Raw genomic sequence first — 16466 nt, 5'->3', positions numbered from 1 at the left:
GGGAGGCAGCATTCCCCCTCGCGCCCCGGCGCCAGCCACAGATCCCTGCGCGGTCACGCAGCGCATCGACAGGAGAGTCCCTCGTGCCGAAGTCACGTATCCGCAAGAAGGCAGATTTCACGCCTCCGCCGGCCAAGCAGGCGACGAGCATAAAGCTGACCAACCGCAGTTGGGTGGCGCCGGTGATGCTGGCGCTCTTCCTGATCGGTCTGGCCTGGATCGTGGTCTTCTACGTCACCGAGGGCGACCTGCCGGTCAGCGCACTGGGCAACTGGAACATCGTCGTGGGCTTCGGCTTCATCGCGGGCGGCTTCGGCGTCTCCACACAGTGGAAGTAGCTCTGCCCTGAAGTTACCCACAGAGTTATCCACAGGTAGGGGAAAAGGTCAGACGATCTGTGGATAACTTCCCTCGATGTTGACGCCGGTGTGACTACACACTTGCGCATCGCGGGAGCCTACGCCCCTTGTCCTGGCTGGGAAAACCCGGTTCAGCGACAAGGGGCACACCTGTTCCACACGTCATGCACAAGATCCGGCACGCTCTGTGGACAACCACACCTCTGGAGCAACGCCTTCCGCTCAGGTGAGCGCCGCGCTCCTGGCGACGACGATGGCCACGACCACCACCAGGACCAGCGCGCACGCGCCGTACTGCACGAGCTTCCGGCGCTCCCGCGGGGCGTGGACCATGGCGATCGCGATCAGGGCGCCGGCGACCAGCCCGCCCACGTGAGCCTGCCAGGCGATCGCACCCCAGGGGTTGAAGGTGAAGATCAGGTTCACCACGAGGAGCGCGATCACCGGCCGCATGTCGTAGTTCATCCGGCGCATCAGTACGGCTGTCGCACCCAGCAGTCCGAAGACGGCGCCGGACGCTCCGAGCGATCCCTGCGCGGGGTCGGAGATCCAGTAGGTGAGTGCGCTGCCCGCGAGGCCCGAGAGCAGGTAGAGCGCGAGATAGCGGGCACGGCCCAGGGCGGCCTCCAACGGGCCGCCGAGCCACCACAGCCCGAGCATGTTGAACGCGATGTGCCACACCTCCTGGTGCAGGAACATCGAGGTGACCAGGCGGTACCACTGTCCCTCGGCCACCCCTTGCGCTCCGGCCGTGGGATCGCCCGTGTAGGCCCGGCCGAACAGCAGCAGATCATCGACGAGTGGCCGCCCTGCCACCGAGACCGCGATGAAGACGGCGATGTTGATGACCAGCAGGATCTTGGTGATCAGCCTCGGATCCTCCGCGACGCTGCCGCCCGTCAGGGTGCGCGGCCAGCTCGCCGCCGGGTGATGACCCGTGCCGGACCCCTCTCGCACGCATTCCGGGCACTGGAAGCCCACCGAAGCCTCGATCATGCAGTCCGTGCAGATCGGCCGTTCGCACCGCACGCAGCGGATCCCCGTCTCCCTGCCCGGATGCCGGTAGCACGTGGGAGGAACGCCCGCGGCCGCGGACCCGTCCTGGTCGTTCGGCGGCTGCTGCTCCATCGGTCACGGCCCCTTCGGTCCTCGTCCGTGGCGGTGGCACACATGCGTCCGCCCCGCACGCCCGTTATGTAACAGTACGGACGAGCAGGGCGGTTGGTTCCCCGCGCCGGTGACGCGCCTCTTCGGGTGGTGGCCGCACCCCTGTCCGGCGAGGGGTCAGCGGGTCTCGATGACGACCGACTCGAGCACCACGTCCTGCAACGGGCGGTTGGTGCGCGGGTTCGTGGGAGCCGCCGCGATGGCGTCCACGACCTTCCTGCTCGCGTCGCCGGCGACTTCCCCGAAGATCGTGTGCTTACCGGTCAGCCACGCGGTCGGCGACACAGTCACGAAGAACTGCGAGCCGTTGGTCCCCGGTCCCGCGTTGGCCATCGCCAGCAGGTACGGCCTGTCGAACGCGAGGTCCGGGTGGAACTCGTCCCCGAACTCGTAGCCGGGACCGCCCGTCCCGTTGCCCAACGGGTCGCCGCCCTGGATCATGAAGCCACCGATGACGCGGTGGAAGACCGTGCCGTCGTACAGCTTGTCCGAGGACTTCCTGCCGGTCTCGGGGTTGGTCCACTCGCGCTCACCCGTGGCGAGCTCGACGAAGTTCTTGACCGTCCTGGGAGCGTGGTTCGGCAGCAGCCGGATCTCGATGTCACCCCGGCTGGTCCTCAAAGTGGCGTAAAGCTCCTCGGCCACGGTCTGCCTTCCGTAAGTCCTCGCTGGTGGCCCCCGATCCTCGCACGGAGCACCTCTCGGACAGCCCGGTCGCAGCCCGGGACATGAGGCACTCACCTCGTTGCCCGCTTTCCTGCACCTTTCCCACACTTCCTGCGGGACGGATACGGCCAAGTGCCCGACGATGCGAAGCGCCCCGACACGAACCGTGGCATCGTCTGCGGCACGCTCCCCTTGCACTGTTATGCCCGAGAATGACGTTTATGACCCGGATGCCCGTCCCGCATGGCGCCCGATGCCTCAGCGGGCATGATTTTCAAATGGGTGGATAGGCGGAGTACCTACCCGCCACCAAGGAGGAGGATCCCGTGACCCGCATCGACAGCGTGCGCGCCGCAACCTACTCGGCGAAGGACAGTGCGCAGCACGCCGCGGAAGTGGTGGCGCCTTACGCCGACACGGCCAAGGAACAGGCCGCGCACTACGCGCAGGAGGCTCGTGCACTGCTCGCGCCCAAGGTGTCGAAGGCAGCCGCCCAGGCCCGCGTCCAGTACAGCGCGCATCTCGCACCGCGCATCGAACAGGCACTGACCCACGTACCCCCCAAGGTCGACCAGGCCGCGCACAAGGCCGCGACGCGGACGCGCAGCGCTGCCCGTACCGCGGCCGACTACACCGTGCCGCGCGTCGAGTACGCGGTGGCGGCGAGCCGGCCCATGGCAGAAGAGGCGACGGCCCGCAGCGCTGCCGCACTGGCCGCACTCCGTGGTCAGGTGACGGCCAAGGAGATCCAGAAGCTCGTCAGGAAGCACGAGCGACGGGCCAGGGCGGGCAAGCTGGCCAAGGGCATCATCGTCCTGGGAGCCCTGGCGGGCGGAGCCTTCGCCGCCTGGAAGTGGTGGGACAAGCAGGCCAACCCGGACTGGCTGGTCGAGCCGCCCGCCCCCACCGAGGTGGGCGACGACCGCTCTCCGCTGACTTCGGTCGACGGCAGCGGCCAGCCCGTGCTCGACCCGGAGGTCCGGGCCAAGCAGGACGATGCCGAGGCCGGGTCCGACCAGACAGACGGCGACGGGCGCGACGACCGCCACTAGGAACATCCACTGCCTTCTCGGGCAGGGCGTCTCGGAGGGGCGCCGGAGGACCTCACGGTCTCCGGCGCCCCTCCGTCGTTCCACGTGAAACAGAGGGCCCGGCAGAGGGGCCTCCGTGTTTCACGTGAAACGGGGACACCCGCACCCCGTGAGACCGGACATCACCGGGCCCCAGACACACGAAGAGCCCCCCGCACCCGCGCTGAAGCGGGTACGGGGGGCTCTCGGGCTGTGGAGCCTAGGAGATTCGAACTCCTGACATCTGCCTTGCAAAGGCAGCGCTCTACCAACTGAGCTAAGGCCCCGAAATGCGGACACCACGGGACACATTCATGCCGCGACATCCGTCGCAGAACAGAGTACCGGGTGACCCCCTGAATCCTCCAAAACGATTGGGACTCCCCGTCCGCAACGGCTCTCCGTAAGATGCACGACGAGGTTCGCAGCAGCGAAGCCGCAGCGAAGGGGAGACGCAATGGACGCAGCGCAGCAAGAGGCCACGGCTAGAGCCAGAGAGCTCCAGCGCAGCTGGTACGGGGAGCCGCTGGGGGCGCTCTTCCGCAGGCTGATCGACGACCTCGGCCTCAACCAGGCGCGCCTCGCCGCCGTGCTCGGGCTGTCCGCTCCCATGCTCTCCCAGCTGATGAGCGGCCAGCGGGCCAAGATCGGCAATCCTGCGGTCGTCCAGCGGGTCCAGGCCCTCCAGGAACTCGCCGGCCAGGTGGCGGACGGCAGCATCAGCGCGGGAGAGGCCACCGACCGGATGGAAGAGATCAAGAAGTCCCAGGGCGGGTCGGTCCTCACCAACACCGGTCAGACCACGACCACCGGCGGAGCCCCCACCGTGCGGCGTGTGGTCCGGGAGATCCAGTCCTTGCTGCGCTCGGTCGCCGCGGCCGGGGACATCATCGATGCCGCCGACTCCCTCGCCCCGGCCCACCCCGAACTGGCAGAGTTCCTCAGGGTCTACGGAGCGGGGCGCACCGCCGACGCGGTCGCACACTACGAGGGCCACCAGAGCTAGAGCAGAACCCGAGGCCGGGAGCCGCCCCGAGGCGGGGCGGCCGAGGCAGTATCCCGACAGCCGGGGCACGAACCGATACGTGAACGGAAGCGGGCGCAGCGCAATGGGTGAGGTCTTCGCTGGTCGGTACGAGCTGGTGGATCCCATCGGACGGGGTGGGGTCGGCGCCGTATGGCGTGCATGGGACCACAGACGCCGCAGGTATGTGGCGGCGAAGGTCCTCCAGCAGAGCGACGCGCACACGCTGCTGCGCTTCGTCCGCGAGCAGGCGCTGCGCATCGAGCATCCGCACGTTCTCGCACCGGCCAGTTGGGCGGCCGACGACGACAAGGTCCTCTTCACGATGGATCTGGTCAGCGGGGGATCGCTGGCCCATGTCATCGGCGACTACGGCCCGCTGCCCCCACGCTTCGTGTGCCTGCTGCTCGATCAGTTGCTCTCCGGGCTGTCCACCGTGCACGCCGAGGGGGTGGTGCACCGGGACATCAAGCCGGCCAACATCCTCATGGAGGCCACCGGCACGGGCCGGCCTCACCTGCGGCTCTCCGACTTCGGCATCTCGATGCGCAAGGGCGAGCCCCGGCTCACCGAGACCAACTACGTGGTCGGCACGCCGGGTTACTTCGCACCTGAGCAGATGATGGGTGCGGAGCCCGACTTCCCGGCGGACCTCTTCGCCGTGGGCCTCGTCGCGCTCTATCTGCTCCAGGGGCAGAAGCCCGACTCCCAGGCGCTGATCGAGTACTTCGCCGCGCACGGCACTCCCGGCGCCCCGCAGGGTGTGCCGGAGCCGCTGTGGCAAGTCCTCGCGGGTCTGCTGCAGCCGGACCCGCACGCCCGCTTCCGTACGGCCAACGGCGCGCGCAAGGCCCTGACCGCGGCAGTCGAGATGCTGCCGGAGGCGAGCGCTGAGGACGAACCGGTAGAGGTCTTCGATCAGATCGGCCCGCTGCCCGCCGGTTTCGGCCCCGAGGGCCCCGAGAATCCGGCGGGCCCTGCCGGCCCCGTCGGCTCGCTGAGCGGCCCTCAGACGCCCGCTCAGGCGGTCGGCCGCACACCAGTGCCCCAGCCATCGCCACAGCCGTCACAGCAGCCCCAAGACGCGGGACAGCAGCCGTACGCGCCGCATCCCGCGATGTCGGAGACGGGCAGCTTCCATCTCGCACCGCCCCCGCAACCGCAGGGGCCCCGGGGGGCGCCAGGGACGCAGCAACCTCCGCCGCCCGTTCCGCTCCAGGGTTCCCCCTACGCCGAGGCCCCTCCGGCGGATCTCGCCCACGCCGCCACGGCAGCCGTGCCGTACGGCTCGGCACCCACCCGGGCCTACACCGCTCAGCACCCCCAGGCTCCCCGGACGGTCGCGCCTCCCACGCCCCTCGCGCAGACGTCGAGGGTAAAGCGGCCGGGACCGCCCCCGAAGGTGGCGATCCCGGTTCTGCTGGTGGCTCTGATCTGCTTCGCGGTGGGCATCTGGGCTCTCACCCAGACCTGACCGGCTACCAGGCCTGCGGGGGCGGCCCTCCGAGCGGCTGGTGCCCACCACCCGTACCGGACGGCATGGCGGACGCCCTGCGCCTGGCCAGCAGCGTCCACACCCCGAGTCCGAGCACCAGCACGGAACCCGTGCCGATTCCGGCGGCGGCCACCAACTTCATGGTGGCGCTCTCACCGGCCTCGGGTGCGCTCTGACCGCTCTTGGCCATGTCCCTGTCGTCGTCGGTGACGCCGAAGATGCCGGCATCTCCCTGGTAGGGCGAGGGTTTGCTGTCGTTGACGACATTGACCTTGAGCGTCAGGCCGATGGGGTCCTGCCCGTAGCGCTCGGCAACCTTGGGGGAGAGCGTCACCGACAGGTAGTACCAACCGGCAAAACGCATCGCGCTCACGTCCGACGCCACGTCGTACCGGTTCTCGTACGCGACAGGAGGCAGCGGGCTCAGCGCCACCGAGGTCGGAGCCCCGGAGTACGACAGTGTCGCGTCCTCCACGTGACCCCGGACGGGATTGTCCAGCGCCACCGCAAGGGCGTTACCGAGGAACTCGGTCGACTTGCCGCTGTTGCTCAGCGCGGCCGTGGCGAAGATCTGCTGGCCCCAGTCCACGGGCACCCGGTAGAAGCGGGTCTGGCCGGGCGCGACGGCGTCCACCCACTCGCCGGCCTCGAGACTGGTCGCGTCGTAGTAACTGCTGCCGCCGGCCCGCTTCTGCTTCCCCGCGGCGGGAGCCGGTGACGAGGAGGGCCAGTTCTCCGGCGCCTCGGTCGGTGGCGTCTCACCTTCCTTCAGAGCGGGTTCGGTCTCGAAGCGCAACTCGAGGTCCCATGCGCCGGGCGACGAAGTCGCCTTGCTCGCACGCTCGATGAGGACGTTGTACGTACCGCCCGCCTTGCAGATGGTGCTGTCCTTCCGCACCGTCCGGTGGGCGTACGCGGCGATCGGGCGCGGGAACTCGGCCGACTCGAAGGCCGCGTCCCCGGAACTGCACCGGTTGTCGTCGAGGTCCCTGAGGCTGATCGTGATGCCGTCCCCGTAAGCGACCTTTCCGCCGGTCTTCGGTACGACCACCGCGGAGACGTACGCGTCGGTGGCGGCGTCGAGCTCCAGCCGGTAGTACAGCTTCTGGCCCGCCTGGATGGAGCTCTTGTAGACCGATCCCGGCTCCAGCTCCGCAGCCTCGGCGTTCGACTCCGCGCCCTGGACCGATGCCGCCGCCGGATCGAAGGTGTACGCCGCGGGGCCGTCGGCCGCGTGCGCCTGGCCCGGCAGCGCCACCACCGCGCACATCGCCGCGAGCGATGCCAGCGTCACCCGGCCCCTGTTGCGCTGCCTGTTCACGCGCTTCCCCTCGTCGTCTGCGTGCCTGCCTGCGCCGGCCGCGTACGAGCCCGGCGGCCGGGTGCGGCCCCGGCGCCCGCGCCGACAGCGGTCACGATGCCGGTCCATCCTGCACCGCCCGTACCACCGATGTCTGCCGCCGCCCCCGTTTTGCCGTCGCCGCCCGCGCCGAGAGTCAACGGGCTCTGCCGAAACCCTGTTTGGCCTTCCGCTCGACGGAGCCGAAGACCCGGCCGTCGGTACCGTCCCCATCAGGGCGGACAGGCCTGGTCCGCCACACTCGACGCACGGCGTCACTCCGCCCCACCCGTGCCGCCGCCGAGTCCCCCCTCGGCCCCGGCTCACCACGCAGCTTCGCTAAAGCAAGTCGATAATTTGCCGATGGGAACTCAAGGGCGCGGGGGCCATGGGCGCGCCACAGCCAACCCCGAGCAGCACAAAGCCCCGGCCGCTCAGCGACCGGGGCCTTTAGCAGACTGTTCCGTCTCACACACCCGAACCTGCGGGCACGGAGTCGGTCGCCTCCGTCCACAGATCCTGCTCGGCGCGATCCGCCTGGATCTGGCGGTACACGAGGAGCCCGCCGATGGCGGCCAGTGCGACCAGGAGAAGCTTCTTCACCGCGCGACCTCGTCTTTCCTTGACGTAAGGGACTTCTGCCGCCCGACTATACACACCGGCCGATACCGTTCGGTGACCTGCCCGGAAGCCTGTGGCCCCTTGTTCCCGGCCCCCTTCCGGACCCCCCACGACGCCTCGGAAGCAGTTTTTCGGGCCGGTTGAACCATACGAGTGGTGTTCATCAGAAGATCGGCGCACCGGGGGCGTCGGTCCAGGATTCCCCGGCCCGGATCCACATCATCGGAAAGGTAAGCAAACCGGACCACCTGAAAGCGAGGGGCCATGAGCACCTTCAGGGTCAAGAACATCTGGACCGCCTTCATCACCGCCTTCTTCGCGCTTCTCGCCTCCCTGGGCCTGGCCACCGCGCAGGCCACGGCCGCGGAGCCGGCGACCACGACCCACGAGCACACGGGTGCGACCGCGGCAACCGCGACCACCCCGTCCGTGCGATGGACCCTTCCGCGTGACAGGGCGCTGCCACCGACCATGAAGCAGCGCATCCGCGCCGAGGCTCACGGATCCTCCCCCGCCACGCGCCAGCTGTCCCCGGACGCCACGGACACCGCGCACGCGACGAACAGCACCCGCTCCACCCACGGCGCCGCCCCTGCCGGGGACTCGTCCCCGCTGCCACCCTGAGCGCGCCGCACACTCGCCCAGGCCCCTGGTCCGGTTCACACCGGCGGGGGCCTTTTCCGTGCGCCCGTACGGCGTGCGCCCGTACGGCGTGCGCCCCTACGGCGCCCTTGAACCGAGCCGGGGCCCACCCGGCCCGGCCTCGGCGCACCCCACCCACGCCCCCAGCAGGCGGACGAACCGCTCCCGACGACCGGGCAGCGCCGAGGCCACCGACCGGCAGCGCGGGTGAACTGGCTCACACCACGCTGTCCACAGCCGGTGAACAGCACCCACGGGCGGTGGGCCCTCGCAAGCAGACCTGGATACGCGAGAACCCCCCACCGTGATCGGTGAGGGGTTCTCGTGTCTGGTGGGGCTAACAGGATTTGAACCTGTGGCCTCATCCTTATCAGGGATGCGCTCTAACCAACTGAGCTATAGCCCCGCCGCGCTGCTGCGCTGACTTCTGAAGATTAGCGCACGTCGGGGCCAGTCCCAAAATCGATACCCGGTGGCCTACTCGTCCTCGGCGAGAGTGAGCTCCACGCCACCCACGAAGCCGGCCGACAGGTTGTAGATGAACGCGCCCAGCGTCGCCAGCGCGGTGGCCAGCACCACGTCGATCACCGCGATGACCGAGGTGAAGATGAGGACGCGCGGCAGCGAAAGGAACGACTGGAGATCGAAGCCGTTGCTCTCGTTCGAACCGGTGGCCTCGCTGATCGTGCCGCCCACGGTGGAGAAGACGCCCATGGCGTCCATCACCATCCACAGGACCGCGGCAGCGACCACCGTGCAGATGCCGAGCGCGATGGAGAGCAGGAAGCTGACCTTCATCACCGACCACGGATCGGCCTTGGCCACCCGCAGCCGCGCCTTACGCGTACGCGGAGTGGTCCGCGCGCCCGTCCGGGGCAGCCTGGTCGCCTGTACGCCGCCCACGCCCTGCGCTCCGCCCTGTGTGCCGCCGCCCTGCGTACCGCCCGCCGGGGACGGGTACGCCTGCGGCGGGTGGTAGGGCCCCGCCTGGCCCGGTGCGGGCTCACGCTCGCCGGGCAGCGGCCCGGTCGCGTACCCCTCGTACTGCGGCTGCGGTCCCCGAGTGTCCGTCACAGTGCCCCCTTGGGAGTCCGTGGCAGGACCACGGACGCCGTTCGCGCCTGCTCCGGAAGCGGCCGAACCGGCGCCCGTGGCTCCACTCACGCTCTACTCCTCGTGCTCCCCGGCCGAAGGCGCCGTGCCCTCGACTGTGCCCTCGACCACGTTCTCGGCATGGGCCTCGACCGTGGCGCCTTCGGCCTCATCGGTCCCGTCGACCTCTTCGGCCTCGCGACCGGCCTCGGCGTTGCGCGCGATGCCGACGACGGCATCACGCTTGCCCAGATTGATCAGTTGGACGCCCATGGTGTCACGGCCCGTCTCCCTGACTTCATTGACTCGCGTACGAATCACACCACCGCCGAGCGTGATGGCGAGGATCTCGTCCGCTTCCTCCACCACCAGCGCTCCGACCAGCGAACCCCGGTCCTCGACGATCTTGGCGGCCTTGATGCCCAGACCGCCACGGCCCTGGACGCGGTACTCGTCGACCGCGGTGCGCTTCGCGTACCCGCCGTCGGTGGCAGTGAACACGAACGTACCGGGCCGGACAACATTCATCGAGAGCAGTTCGTCGCCCTCACGGAAACTCATGCCCTTCACGCCCGACGTGGCACGGCCCATGGGCCGCAGCGCATCGTCCGTCGCGGTGAACCTGATCGACTGGGCCTTCTTGCTGATGAGCAGCAGGTCGTCCTCGGCGGAGACCAGCTCCGCACCGATCAGCTCGTCGTCGCTGCCGTCCTGCGTCTCGCGCAGGTTGATGGCGATGACACCGCCGGAGCGCGGGGAGTCGTAGTCCTTGAGCGCCGTCTTCTTCACCAGGCCACCCTTGGTGGCCAGGATCAGGTACGGCGCCGCCTCGTAGTCACGGATCGCCAGGATCTGCGCGATCTGCTCGTCCGGCTGGAACGCCAGCAGGTTCGCGACGTGCTGGCCACGCGCGTCCCGGCCGGCGTCCGGCAGTTCGTAGGCCTTGGCCCGGTAGACCCGGCCCTTGTTCGTGAAGAACAGCAGCCAGTGGTGCGTGGTGGACACGAAGAAGTGGTCGACGATGTCGTCTTCCCTGAGCTTCGTGCCGCGGACGCCCTTGCCGCCGCGCTTCTGCGAGCGGTAGTCGTCCGTCTTGGTGCGCTTGACGTAACCGCCGCGGGAGATCGTGACGACGATGTCCTCCTCGGCGATCAGGTCCTCGATGGACATGTCGCCGTCGAAGGGTACGAGCTTGGAGCGCCGGTCGTCGCCGAACTTGTCGACGATCGCGGCCAGTTCCTCGCTCACGATCTGCCGCTGCCTCGCGGGCGAGGCCAGGATCTCGTTGTACTCGTTGATCTTCGCCTGGAGTTCGTCGTGCTCCGCGGTGATCTTCTGGTGCTCCAGCGCGGCCAGGCGGCGCAGCTGCATCTCCAGGATCGCGTTCGCCTGGATCTCGTCGATCTCCAGGAGGCCCATCAGGCCCTCCCGCGCGATCTCCACGGTGTTGCTGCGGCGGATGAGCGCGATGACCTCTTCGATCGCGTTCAGCGCCTTGAGCAGGCCGCGCAGGATGTGCGCCCGCTCCTCGGCCTTGCGCAGGCGGAACTTCGTGCGCCGGACGATGACCTCGATCTGGTGCGTCACCCAGTGGCGGATGAACGCGTCGATGGAGAGCGTGCGCGGCACCCCGTCGACGAGCGCCAGCATGTTCGCGCCGAAGTTCGTCTGCAGATCGGTGTGCTTGTAGAGGTTGTTCAGCACGACCTTGGCGACCGCGTCACGCTTCAGCACGACGACCAGCCGCTGGCCCGTGCGCGAGGACGTCTCGTCACGGACGTCCGCGATGCCGCCGATCTTGCCGTCCTTCACCAGGTCGGCGATCTTCTGCGCGAGGTTGTCGGGGTTGGTCTGGTACGGGAGCTCCGTGACGACCAGGCACTGCCTGTTCTGGATCTCCTCGACCGCGACGACCGCCCGCATGGTGATCGAGCCACGGCCCGTGCGGTAGGCCTCCTCGATGCCCTTGCGGCCCACGACCAGCGCGCCGGTCGGGAAGTCCGGGCCCTTGATCCGCTCGATGAGGGCGTCCAGGAGCTCCTCGTGCGAGGCCTCCGGGTGCTCCAGGTACCACTGCGCGCCGGCGGCCACCTCACGGAGGTTGTGCGGCGGGATGTTGGTCGCCATACCGACCGCGATGCCCGCGGAACCGTTCACCAGGAGGTTCGGGAAGCGCGCCGGCAGAACCGTCGGCTCCTGGTTGCGGCCGTCGTAGTTGTCCTGGAAGTCGACGGTCTCCTCGTCGATGTCCCGGACCATCTCCATGGACAGCGGCATCATCTTGCACTCGGTGTACCGCATGGCCGCGGCCGGGTCGTTGCCCGGAGAACCGAAGTTGCCGTTGGAGTCCACCAGCGGCATGCGCATCGACCAGTGCTGCGCCAGTCGCACGAGCGCGTCGTAGATCGAGGAGTCGCCGTGCGGGTGGTACGTACCCATGACGTCGCCGACGACGCGGGCGCACTTGTAGAAGCCCTTCTCGGGCCGGTAGCCGCCGTCGTACATCGCGTACAGCACGCGGCGGTGGACGGGCTTGAGACCGTCCCGTACGTCGGGCAGCGCACGCGACACGATGACGGACATCGCGTAGTCGAGGTAGGAGCGCTGCATCTCCGTCTCGAGCCCCACGGGCTCGACACGCATGCCCACGCCCGGGACAACGGGCTCCTCTTCGGGCATCACAGGGGTGTTCTCGTCGGCCATTGCTGGTCAAAGTCCTTTCGCACTGCGGCTTGCTTGTACGGCCGACTCAGATGTCGAGGAAGCGGACGTCCTTGGCGTTGCGCTGGATGAACGAGCGCCGCGCCTCGACGTCCTCGCCCATCAGCACCGAGAACAGGTCGTCGGCCTGCGCCGCGTCGTCCAGCGTGACCTGGCCCAGCACACGGTGGTCGACGTCCATCGTGGTGACGCGCAGCTCCTCGGCGTTCATCTCACCGAGACCCTTGAAGCGCTGGATCGAGTCTTCCCTGATCCGCTTGCCGTTCTGCTTGCCGAGCTCCACCAGGGCGTCGCGCTCACGGTCCGAGTAGGCGTACTCGAAGTCGTCGCGGCCCCACTTGATCTTGTAGAGCGGGGGGCGCGAGAGATACACGTGCCCGGACTCCACCAGCGGCCGCATGAAGCGGAACAGGAACGTCAGCAGCAGGGTGTTGATGTGCTGGCCGTCGACGTCGGCGTCCGCCATGAGGATGATCTTGTGATAGCGGAGCTTCTCGATGTCGAAGTCCTCGTGGACCCCGGTACCGAAGGCCGAGATCAGCGCCTGCACCTCGGTGTTCTGCAGGATCTTGTCGATACGGGCCTTCTCGACGTTCAGGATCTTGCCGCGGATGGGCAGGATGGCCTGGTACATCGGGTTACGGCCGGACTTCGCCGAACCACCGGCGGAGTCACCCTCGACGATGAAGATCTCGCACTTCGTCGGGTCGTTGGACTGGCAGTCGCTCAGCTTGCCGGGCAGCGAGGCGCTCTCCAGCAGCCCCTTGCGCCGGGTGAGGTCCCGGGCCTTGCGGGCCGCGACACGGGCGGTGGAGGCCGCGATGCCCTTGCGGATGATGTCGGCGGCCTCGTTGGGGTTCCGGTCGAACCAGTCCGTCAGCTGCTCGTGGACGACCTTCTGGACAAAGGTCTTCGCCTCGGTGTTTCCCAGCTTCGTCTTCGTCTGGCCCTCGAACTGGGGCTCGCCCAGCTTCACCGAGATGATCGCCGTCAGGCCCTCGCGGACGTCCTCACCGGTGAGGTTGTCGTCCTTCTCGCGCAGCAGCTTCTTGTCGCGCGCGTAGCGGTTGACCAGCGAGGTCAGCGCCGCGCGGAAGCCCTCCTCGTGCGTGCCGCCCTCGTGCGTGTGGATCGCGTTGGCGAAGGAGTAGACACCCTCGGTGTACTGCGTGTTCCACTGCATGGCGATCTCGGCCGAGAGGAGTCGGTCCTTGTCCTCGGCCTCGATGTCGATCACCGACTGGTGAATGAGGTCGCCCTTGCGGGAGTTCAGGTACTTGACGAAGTCGACGATGCCGTTCTCGTAGTGGTACGTGACCGTCCGGTTCGGCTCCTCCTCGGAGACCTCGACCGCCTCGGCGCTGTCGGCGCCCGCCGTGGCCTTGGCCGACTCGCGCTCGTCGGTGAGCTTGAGGGTGAGCCCCTTGTTGAGGAACGCCATCTCCTGGAAGCGGCGCGAGAGCGTCTCGAAGGAGTAGTCGGTGGTCTCGAAGACGTCTCCGTCGGCCCAGAAGGTGACGCTCGTCCCCGTCTCCTCGGTGGCCTCGTGCTTGGCCAGCGGGGCGGTCGGGACACCGAGCTTGTAGTCCTGGGTCCAGCGGTAGCCGTCCGTCTTGACCTCGACGGAGACCCGGGTGGACAGGGCGTTGACGACGGAGACGCCGACGCCGTGCAGACCGCCGGAGACGGCGTAACCGCCGCCGCCGAACTTGCCGCCGGCGTGCAGGACTGTGAGGACGACCTCGACGGCCGGCTTGCCTTCGGACGGCACGATGCCGACGGGGATACCGCGACCGTTGTCGATCACGCGCACCCCGCCGTCGGCGAGGATCGTGACGTCGATGGTGTCCGCGTGCCCGGCCATGGCCTCGTCGACCGAGTTGTCGACAACCTCTTGCACGAGGTGGTGGAGACCGCGCTCACCGGTGGACCCGATGTACATACCGGGTCGCTTGCGGACCGCGTCCAGGCCTTCGAGCACGGTGATCGCGCTCGCGTCGTACGACGCGGTGACCTCGCCGGACTCACCGGCTGTGGACGGAATGTTCTCGTTGGGGTTGCCGGAATCGGCCACGAAGCGCCCTTTCTGGCACAGCACAGGCCGTTCTCCGGCAGGCGGGAGCGGCTGCGTCGTTCGGCTTGTATCGACGACTCCCGCGAGGAAGCGGGATTGTCCACCAGTCTACCGGTAGCGCCGACATGAATGGGGGTTTGCCGGTGCCTGAGTACGCATGTGCCGCCCTGAATGAGGCGCTGACGACTCCCCATATTCAGGAAGGGGCCCGGGGAGGCTCACGAGGGCTTTGTGCGCTTCGGGCTGTCAACCTCCCGCTACGGTGAGGGACACCTCGCGCTCCCCGTACGGAGCAGAAGCAGACATAGTCATACAGAACGGAATCACCGAGTCGTCGGCAAACCCGGACACAAGCAGACAGGCCGGCCGCCGGGATGCCCCGGACACGTACTGGGGCCCGGACCGGAGAGGCCGGAGCTCGGACCGCATCCCGACGGCCGCGGAGGGCCAAAAGGCCTGCTCAGCCGTAGGTGTCCCCGGGACCCTTGCTCCCAGGAGCGCGAAGAGGGCCGAAATTGCGCTGCGGGCCCCCGGGGCCGAGCACCTTGATCATCCGCACCGTCCCGTGCCCGAGATCCGTGTTCAGCCTCGCGACGAGCTGCGGTGCCAGCAGCCGCAGCTGCGTCGCCCACGCCGTCGAGTCGCACTGCACCGTCAGAACCCGCTCGGCCGGATCCTCGTCGTACCGCACGGGCACGCAGTGATTGGCCAGATCCTCACCGACGATCTGGGGCCACCGCCCCATCACGCCACCCACCGCGGCAGGCGTCTCCCACCCGCGCTCGGTGATCAGGCGGTTGATCGCCGATCCCAGCGGCAGCGGATCACGGCCGTCGGAGCGTGCTCCCGAACGGAGCCCGCCACCGCGTCTGGCCTGCTTCTTCTGCTGTGCCGCGGCGCCCCGCGCCCGGGCCTGCTCCTTCGCCGCCCGCAGCGCCACGCGCGCCAGGTCGACGCCCGACACCTCCGGCTGCTTCGCCGGACCCGGTGTGGCCTCGCCCTGTTCGCCGGAGCCGCTCACAGCCGCTCCACCACCCCGGCGGACACCGCGTAGCGTGCTCCCGCCAGTACTCCCGGGACGTCGTCGTCCACAGCCGCCGTCACCAGGACCTGTTCGCCCGGGGCCACCAGTTCCGCCAGCCGCTCACGGCGGCGTGCGTCGAGCTCCGCGAACACGTCGTCGAGCACCAGCACCGGCTCGTTCCCCTCGGTGCGCAGCAGGTCATAGGAGGCCAGCCGCAGCGCCAGGGCGTACGACCAGGACTCCCCATGGCTCGCGTACCCCTTGGCGGGCATGCCGCGCAGGCCGAGCACCAGGTCGTCCCGGTGGGGACCCACCAGCGTCACGCCCCGCTCGATCTCCTGCTTGCGGGCCTGGACCAGCGCCGCCATCACCTGTTCGTACAGCTCCTCGCGGGTGCGCGCGGGCTCGACATCGGCCCCGACGGAACTGCGGTACTCCAGGGTCACGGGACCCCCGCCGGGAGCGACGTCGGCGTACGCCTTGTCCGCGAGCGGCTGCAGGGTCGCGATCAGGTCCAGCCGCTGCGCCAGCAGCTCGGCGCCGACACGTCCCAGATGCTGGTCCCACACGTCCAGGGTGGACAGATCCATCGACCGGCCGCCGTGTCTGCGGGCCATGGCCGCGGACTTCAGCAGGGTGTTGCGCTGCTTGAGCACCCGTTCGTAGTCGGAGCGGACGCCCGCCATGCGCGGGGACCGGGCCGTGATCAGCTCGTCCAGGAAGCGACGGCGCTCACCGGGGTCGCCCTTCACCAGGGCAAGGTCCTCGGGGGCGAAGAGCACCGTCCTGACGATCCCCAGGACATCACGCGGTCTGACCTGCGACGACCTGTTGATACGTGCGCGATTGGCCCGGCCGGGGTTGAGTTCGAGCTCGATCAGCTGGGACCGCTCGCCCTGGGTGACCGCGGCGCGCACCACGGCGCGCTCGGCGCCCATCCGCACCAGTGGGGCATCCGACGACACCCGGTGGCTGCCGAGCGTCGCGAGATAGCCGACGGCCTCGACCAGATTGGTCTTGCCCTGTCCGTTGGCGCCCACGAACGCGGTGACGCCCGGGTCGAGAGGAACCTCGACCCGGGCGTACGAGCGGAAGTCGGCCAGCGAAAGATGCGTGACGTGCATGGTCGCCGACCCTTCCGACTGCGTGCTCTGCTGTGTGCTGCTGTGCCC

Annotated in this window: 14 protein-coding genes and 2 tRNA genes; 5 read left to right on the top strand and 11 right to left on the bottom strand. The window is 68.8% G+C overall.

What is annotated here, in order from left to right:
• Positions 1–83 precede the first annotated feature (83 nt).
• On the top strand, positions 84–338 hold the full coding sequence (crgA, locus tag ABZY45_RS21315; RefSeq protein WP_356741994.1) for a cell division protein CrgA: 255 nt from the start codon (positions 84–86) through the stop codon (positions 336–338).
• Between the two features lie 243 nt (positions 339–581).
• Here the strand turns inward: crgA and ABZY45_RS21310 are convergent, their stop codons facing one another.
• Complete coding sequence (locus ABZY45_RS21310) at positions 582–1487, bottom strand: rhomboid family intramembrane serine protease (RefSeq protein WP_356741992.1); 906 nt, start codon at positions 1485–1487, stop codon at positions 582–584.
• Positions 1488–1643: 156 nt separating this feature from the next.
• Positions 1644–2171, bottom strand: a complete 528-nt coding sequence (locus tag ABZY45_RS21305; protein WP_356741990.1) for a peptidylprolyl isomerase — start codon at positions 2169–2171, stop codon at positions 1644–1646.
• A gap of 347 nt (positions 2172–2518) precedes the next feature.
• Here ABZY45_RS21305 and ABZY45_RS21300 point away from each other — a divergent pair, with 347 nt between their 5' ends.
• Positions 2519–3244 carry a DUF5324 family protein gene (locus tag ABZY45_RS21300; protein ID WP_356741989.1) on the top strand — a complete coding sequence of 242 codons (726 nt, stop codon included), beginning with the start codon at positions 2519–2521 and terminating at the stop codon, positions 3242–3244.
• A 232-nt stretch (positions 3245–3476) separates the two neighbouring features.
• Here ABZY45_RS21300 and ABZY45_RS21295 read toward each other — a convergent pair.
• Positions 3477–3549, bottom strand: a tRNA-Ala gene (locus ABZY45_RS21295).
• A 170-nt stretch (positions 3550–3719) separates the two neighbouring features.
• On the opposite strand from ABZY45_RS21295, the gene ABZY45_RS21290 reads away from it, so the two are divergent.
• Both ABZY45_RS21290 and ABZY45_RS21285 read left to right on the top strand, forming a co-directional pair.
• Entirely contained in the window at positions 3720–4268 is a 549-nt protein-coding gene (locus ABZY45_RS21290; RefSeq protein WP_356741988.1) for a DNA-binding protein, read from the top strand.
• 103 nt (positions 4269–4371) lie between these two features.
• Positions 4372–5760, top strand: a complete 1389-nt coding sequence (locus tag ABZY45_RS21285; RefSeq protein WP_356742084.1) for a protein kinase — start codon at positions 4372–4374, stop codon at positions 5758–5760.
• A gap of 4 nt (positions 5761–5764) precedes the next feature.
• Here the strand turns inward: ABZY45_RS21285 and ABZY45_RS21280 are convergent, their stop codons facing one another.
• Together ABZY45_RS21280 and ABZY45_RS21275 are read right to left on the bottom strand one after the other, a co-directional pair.
• A complete protein-coding gene (locus tag ABZY45_RS21280) occupies positions 5765–7102 on the bottom strand; it encodes a hypothetical protein (RefSeq protein ID WP_356741986.1) in 1338 nt (445 codons plus the stop codon).
• A gap of 486 nt (positions 7103–7588) precedes the next feature.
• The gene (locus tag ABZY45_RS21275; RefSeq protein ID WP_003958712.1) at positions 7589–7723 is read right to left on the bottom strand and encodes a DLW-39 family protein; all 135 of its coding nucleotides are present in this window, start codon (positions 7721–7723) and stop codon (positions 7589–7591) included.
• Positions 7724–8005: 282 nt separating this feature from the next.
• Here ABZY45_RS21275 and ABZY45_RS21270 point away from each other — a divergent pair, with 282 nt between their 5' ends.
• On the top strand, positions 8006–8365 hold the full coding sequence (locus ABZY45_RS21270) for a DUF6344 domain-containing protein (RefSeq protein WP_356741985.1): 360 nt from the start codon (positions 8006–8008) through the stop codon (positions 8363–8365).
• 347 nt (positions 8366–8712) lie between these two features.
• Here ABZY45_RS21270 and ABZY45_RS21265 read toward each other — a convergent pair.
• The 6 genes from ABZY45_RS21265 to recF all read right to left on the bottom strand — a co-directional run bounded on the left by ABZY45_RS21265 (position 8713) and on the right by recF (position 16418).
• Positions 8713–8789: transfer RNA gene (locus ABZY45_RS21265), tRNA-Ile, on the bottom strand.
• A 71-nt stretch (positions 8790–8860) separates the two neighbouring features.
• Positions 8861–9457: a DUF3566 domain-containing protein gene (locus ABZY45_RS21260; protein WP_356741983.1), complete on the bottom strand. Its 597-nt coding sequence runs from the start codon at positions 9455–9457 to the stop codon at positions 8861–8863.
• A gap of 93 nt (positions 9458–9550) precedes the next feature.
• A complete protein-coding gene (gene gyrA, locus ABZY45_RS21255) occupies positions 9551–12178 on the bottom strand; it encodes a DNA gyrase subunit A (protein ID WP_356741982.1) in 2628 nt (875 codons plus the stop codon).
• Positions 12179–12224: 46 nt separating this feature from the next.
• Positions 12225–14294, bottom strand: coding sequence for a DNA topoisomerase (ATP-hydrolyzing) subunit B (gyrB, locus tag ABZY45_RS21250; protein ID WP_356741981.1), 2070 nt, complete (start codon positions 14292–14294; stop codon positions 12225–12227).
• A 436-nt stretch (positions 14295–14730) separates the two neighbouring features.
• Entirely contained in the window at positions 14731–15291 is a 561-nt protein-coding gene (locus ABZY45_RS21245; RefSeq protein ID WP_356741980.1) for a DciA family protein, read from the bottom strand.
• Positions 15288–16418, bottom strand: a complete 1131-nt coding sequence (gene recF / locus ABZY45_RS21240; RefSeq protein WP_356741978.1) for a DNA replication/repair protein RecF — start codon at positions 16416–16418, stop codon at positions 15288–15290. Before recF ends, ABZY45_RS21245 begins: the two co-directional genes overlap by 4 nt.
• Positions 16419–16466 lie beyond the last annotated feature (48 nt).

The sequence above is a fragment of the Streptomyces sp. NPDC006516 genome (assembly GCF_040611875.1).
Taxonomy (GTDB): domain Bacteria; phylum Actinomycetota; class Actinomycetes; order Streptomycetales; family Streptomycetaceae; genus Streptomyces.
This window is presented reverse-complemented; position numbering and strand designations above follow the sequence as displayed.

What these genes read in the sequence shown, in the direction of transcription:
- recF (WP_356741978.1), bottom strand. Translation starts at nt 16,418, where the DNA reads ATGCACGTCACGCATCTTTCGCTGGCCGACTTCCGCTCGTACGCCCGG.
- ABZY45_RS21270 (WP_356741985.1), top strand. Translation starts at nt 8,006, where the DNA reads ATGAGCACCTTCAGGGTCAAGAACATCTGGACCGCCTTCATCACCGCC.
- ABZY45_RS21285 (WP_356742084.1), top strand. Translation starts at nt 4,372, where the DNA reads ATGGGTGAGGTCTTCGCTGGTCGGTACGAGCTGGTGGATCCCATCGGA.
- gyrA (WP_356741982.1), bottom strand. Translation starts at nt 12,178, where the DNA reads ATGGCCGACGAGAACACCCCTGTGATGCCCGAAGAGGAGCCCGTTGTC.
- ABZY45_RS21290 (WP_356741988.1), top strand. Translation starts at nt 3,720, where the DNA reads ATGGACGCAGCGCAGCAAGAGGCCACGGCTAGAGCCAGAGAGCTCCAG.
- ABZY45_RS21310 (WP_356741992.1), bottom strand. Translation starts at nt 1,487, where the DNA reads ATGGAGCAGCAGCCGCCGAACGACCAGGACGGGTCCGCGGCCGCGGGC.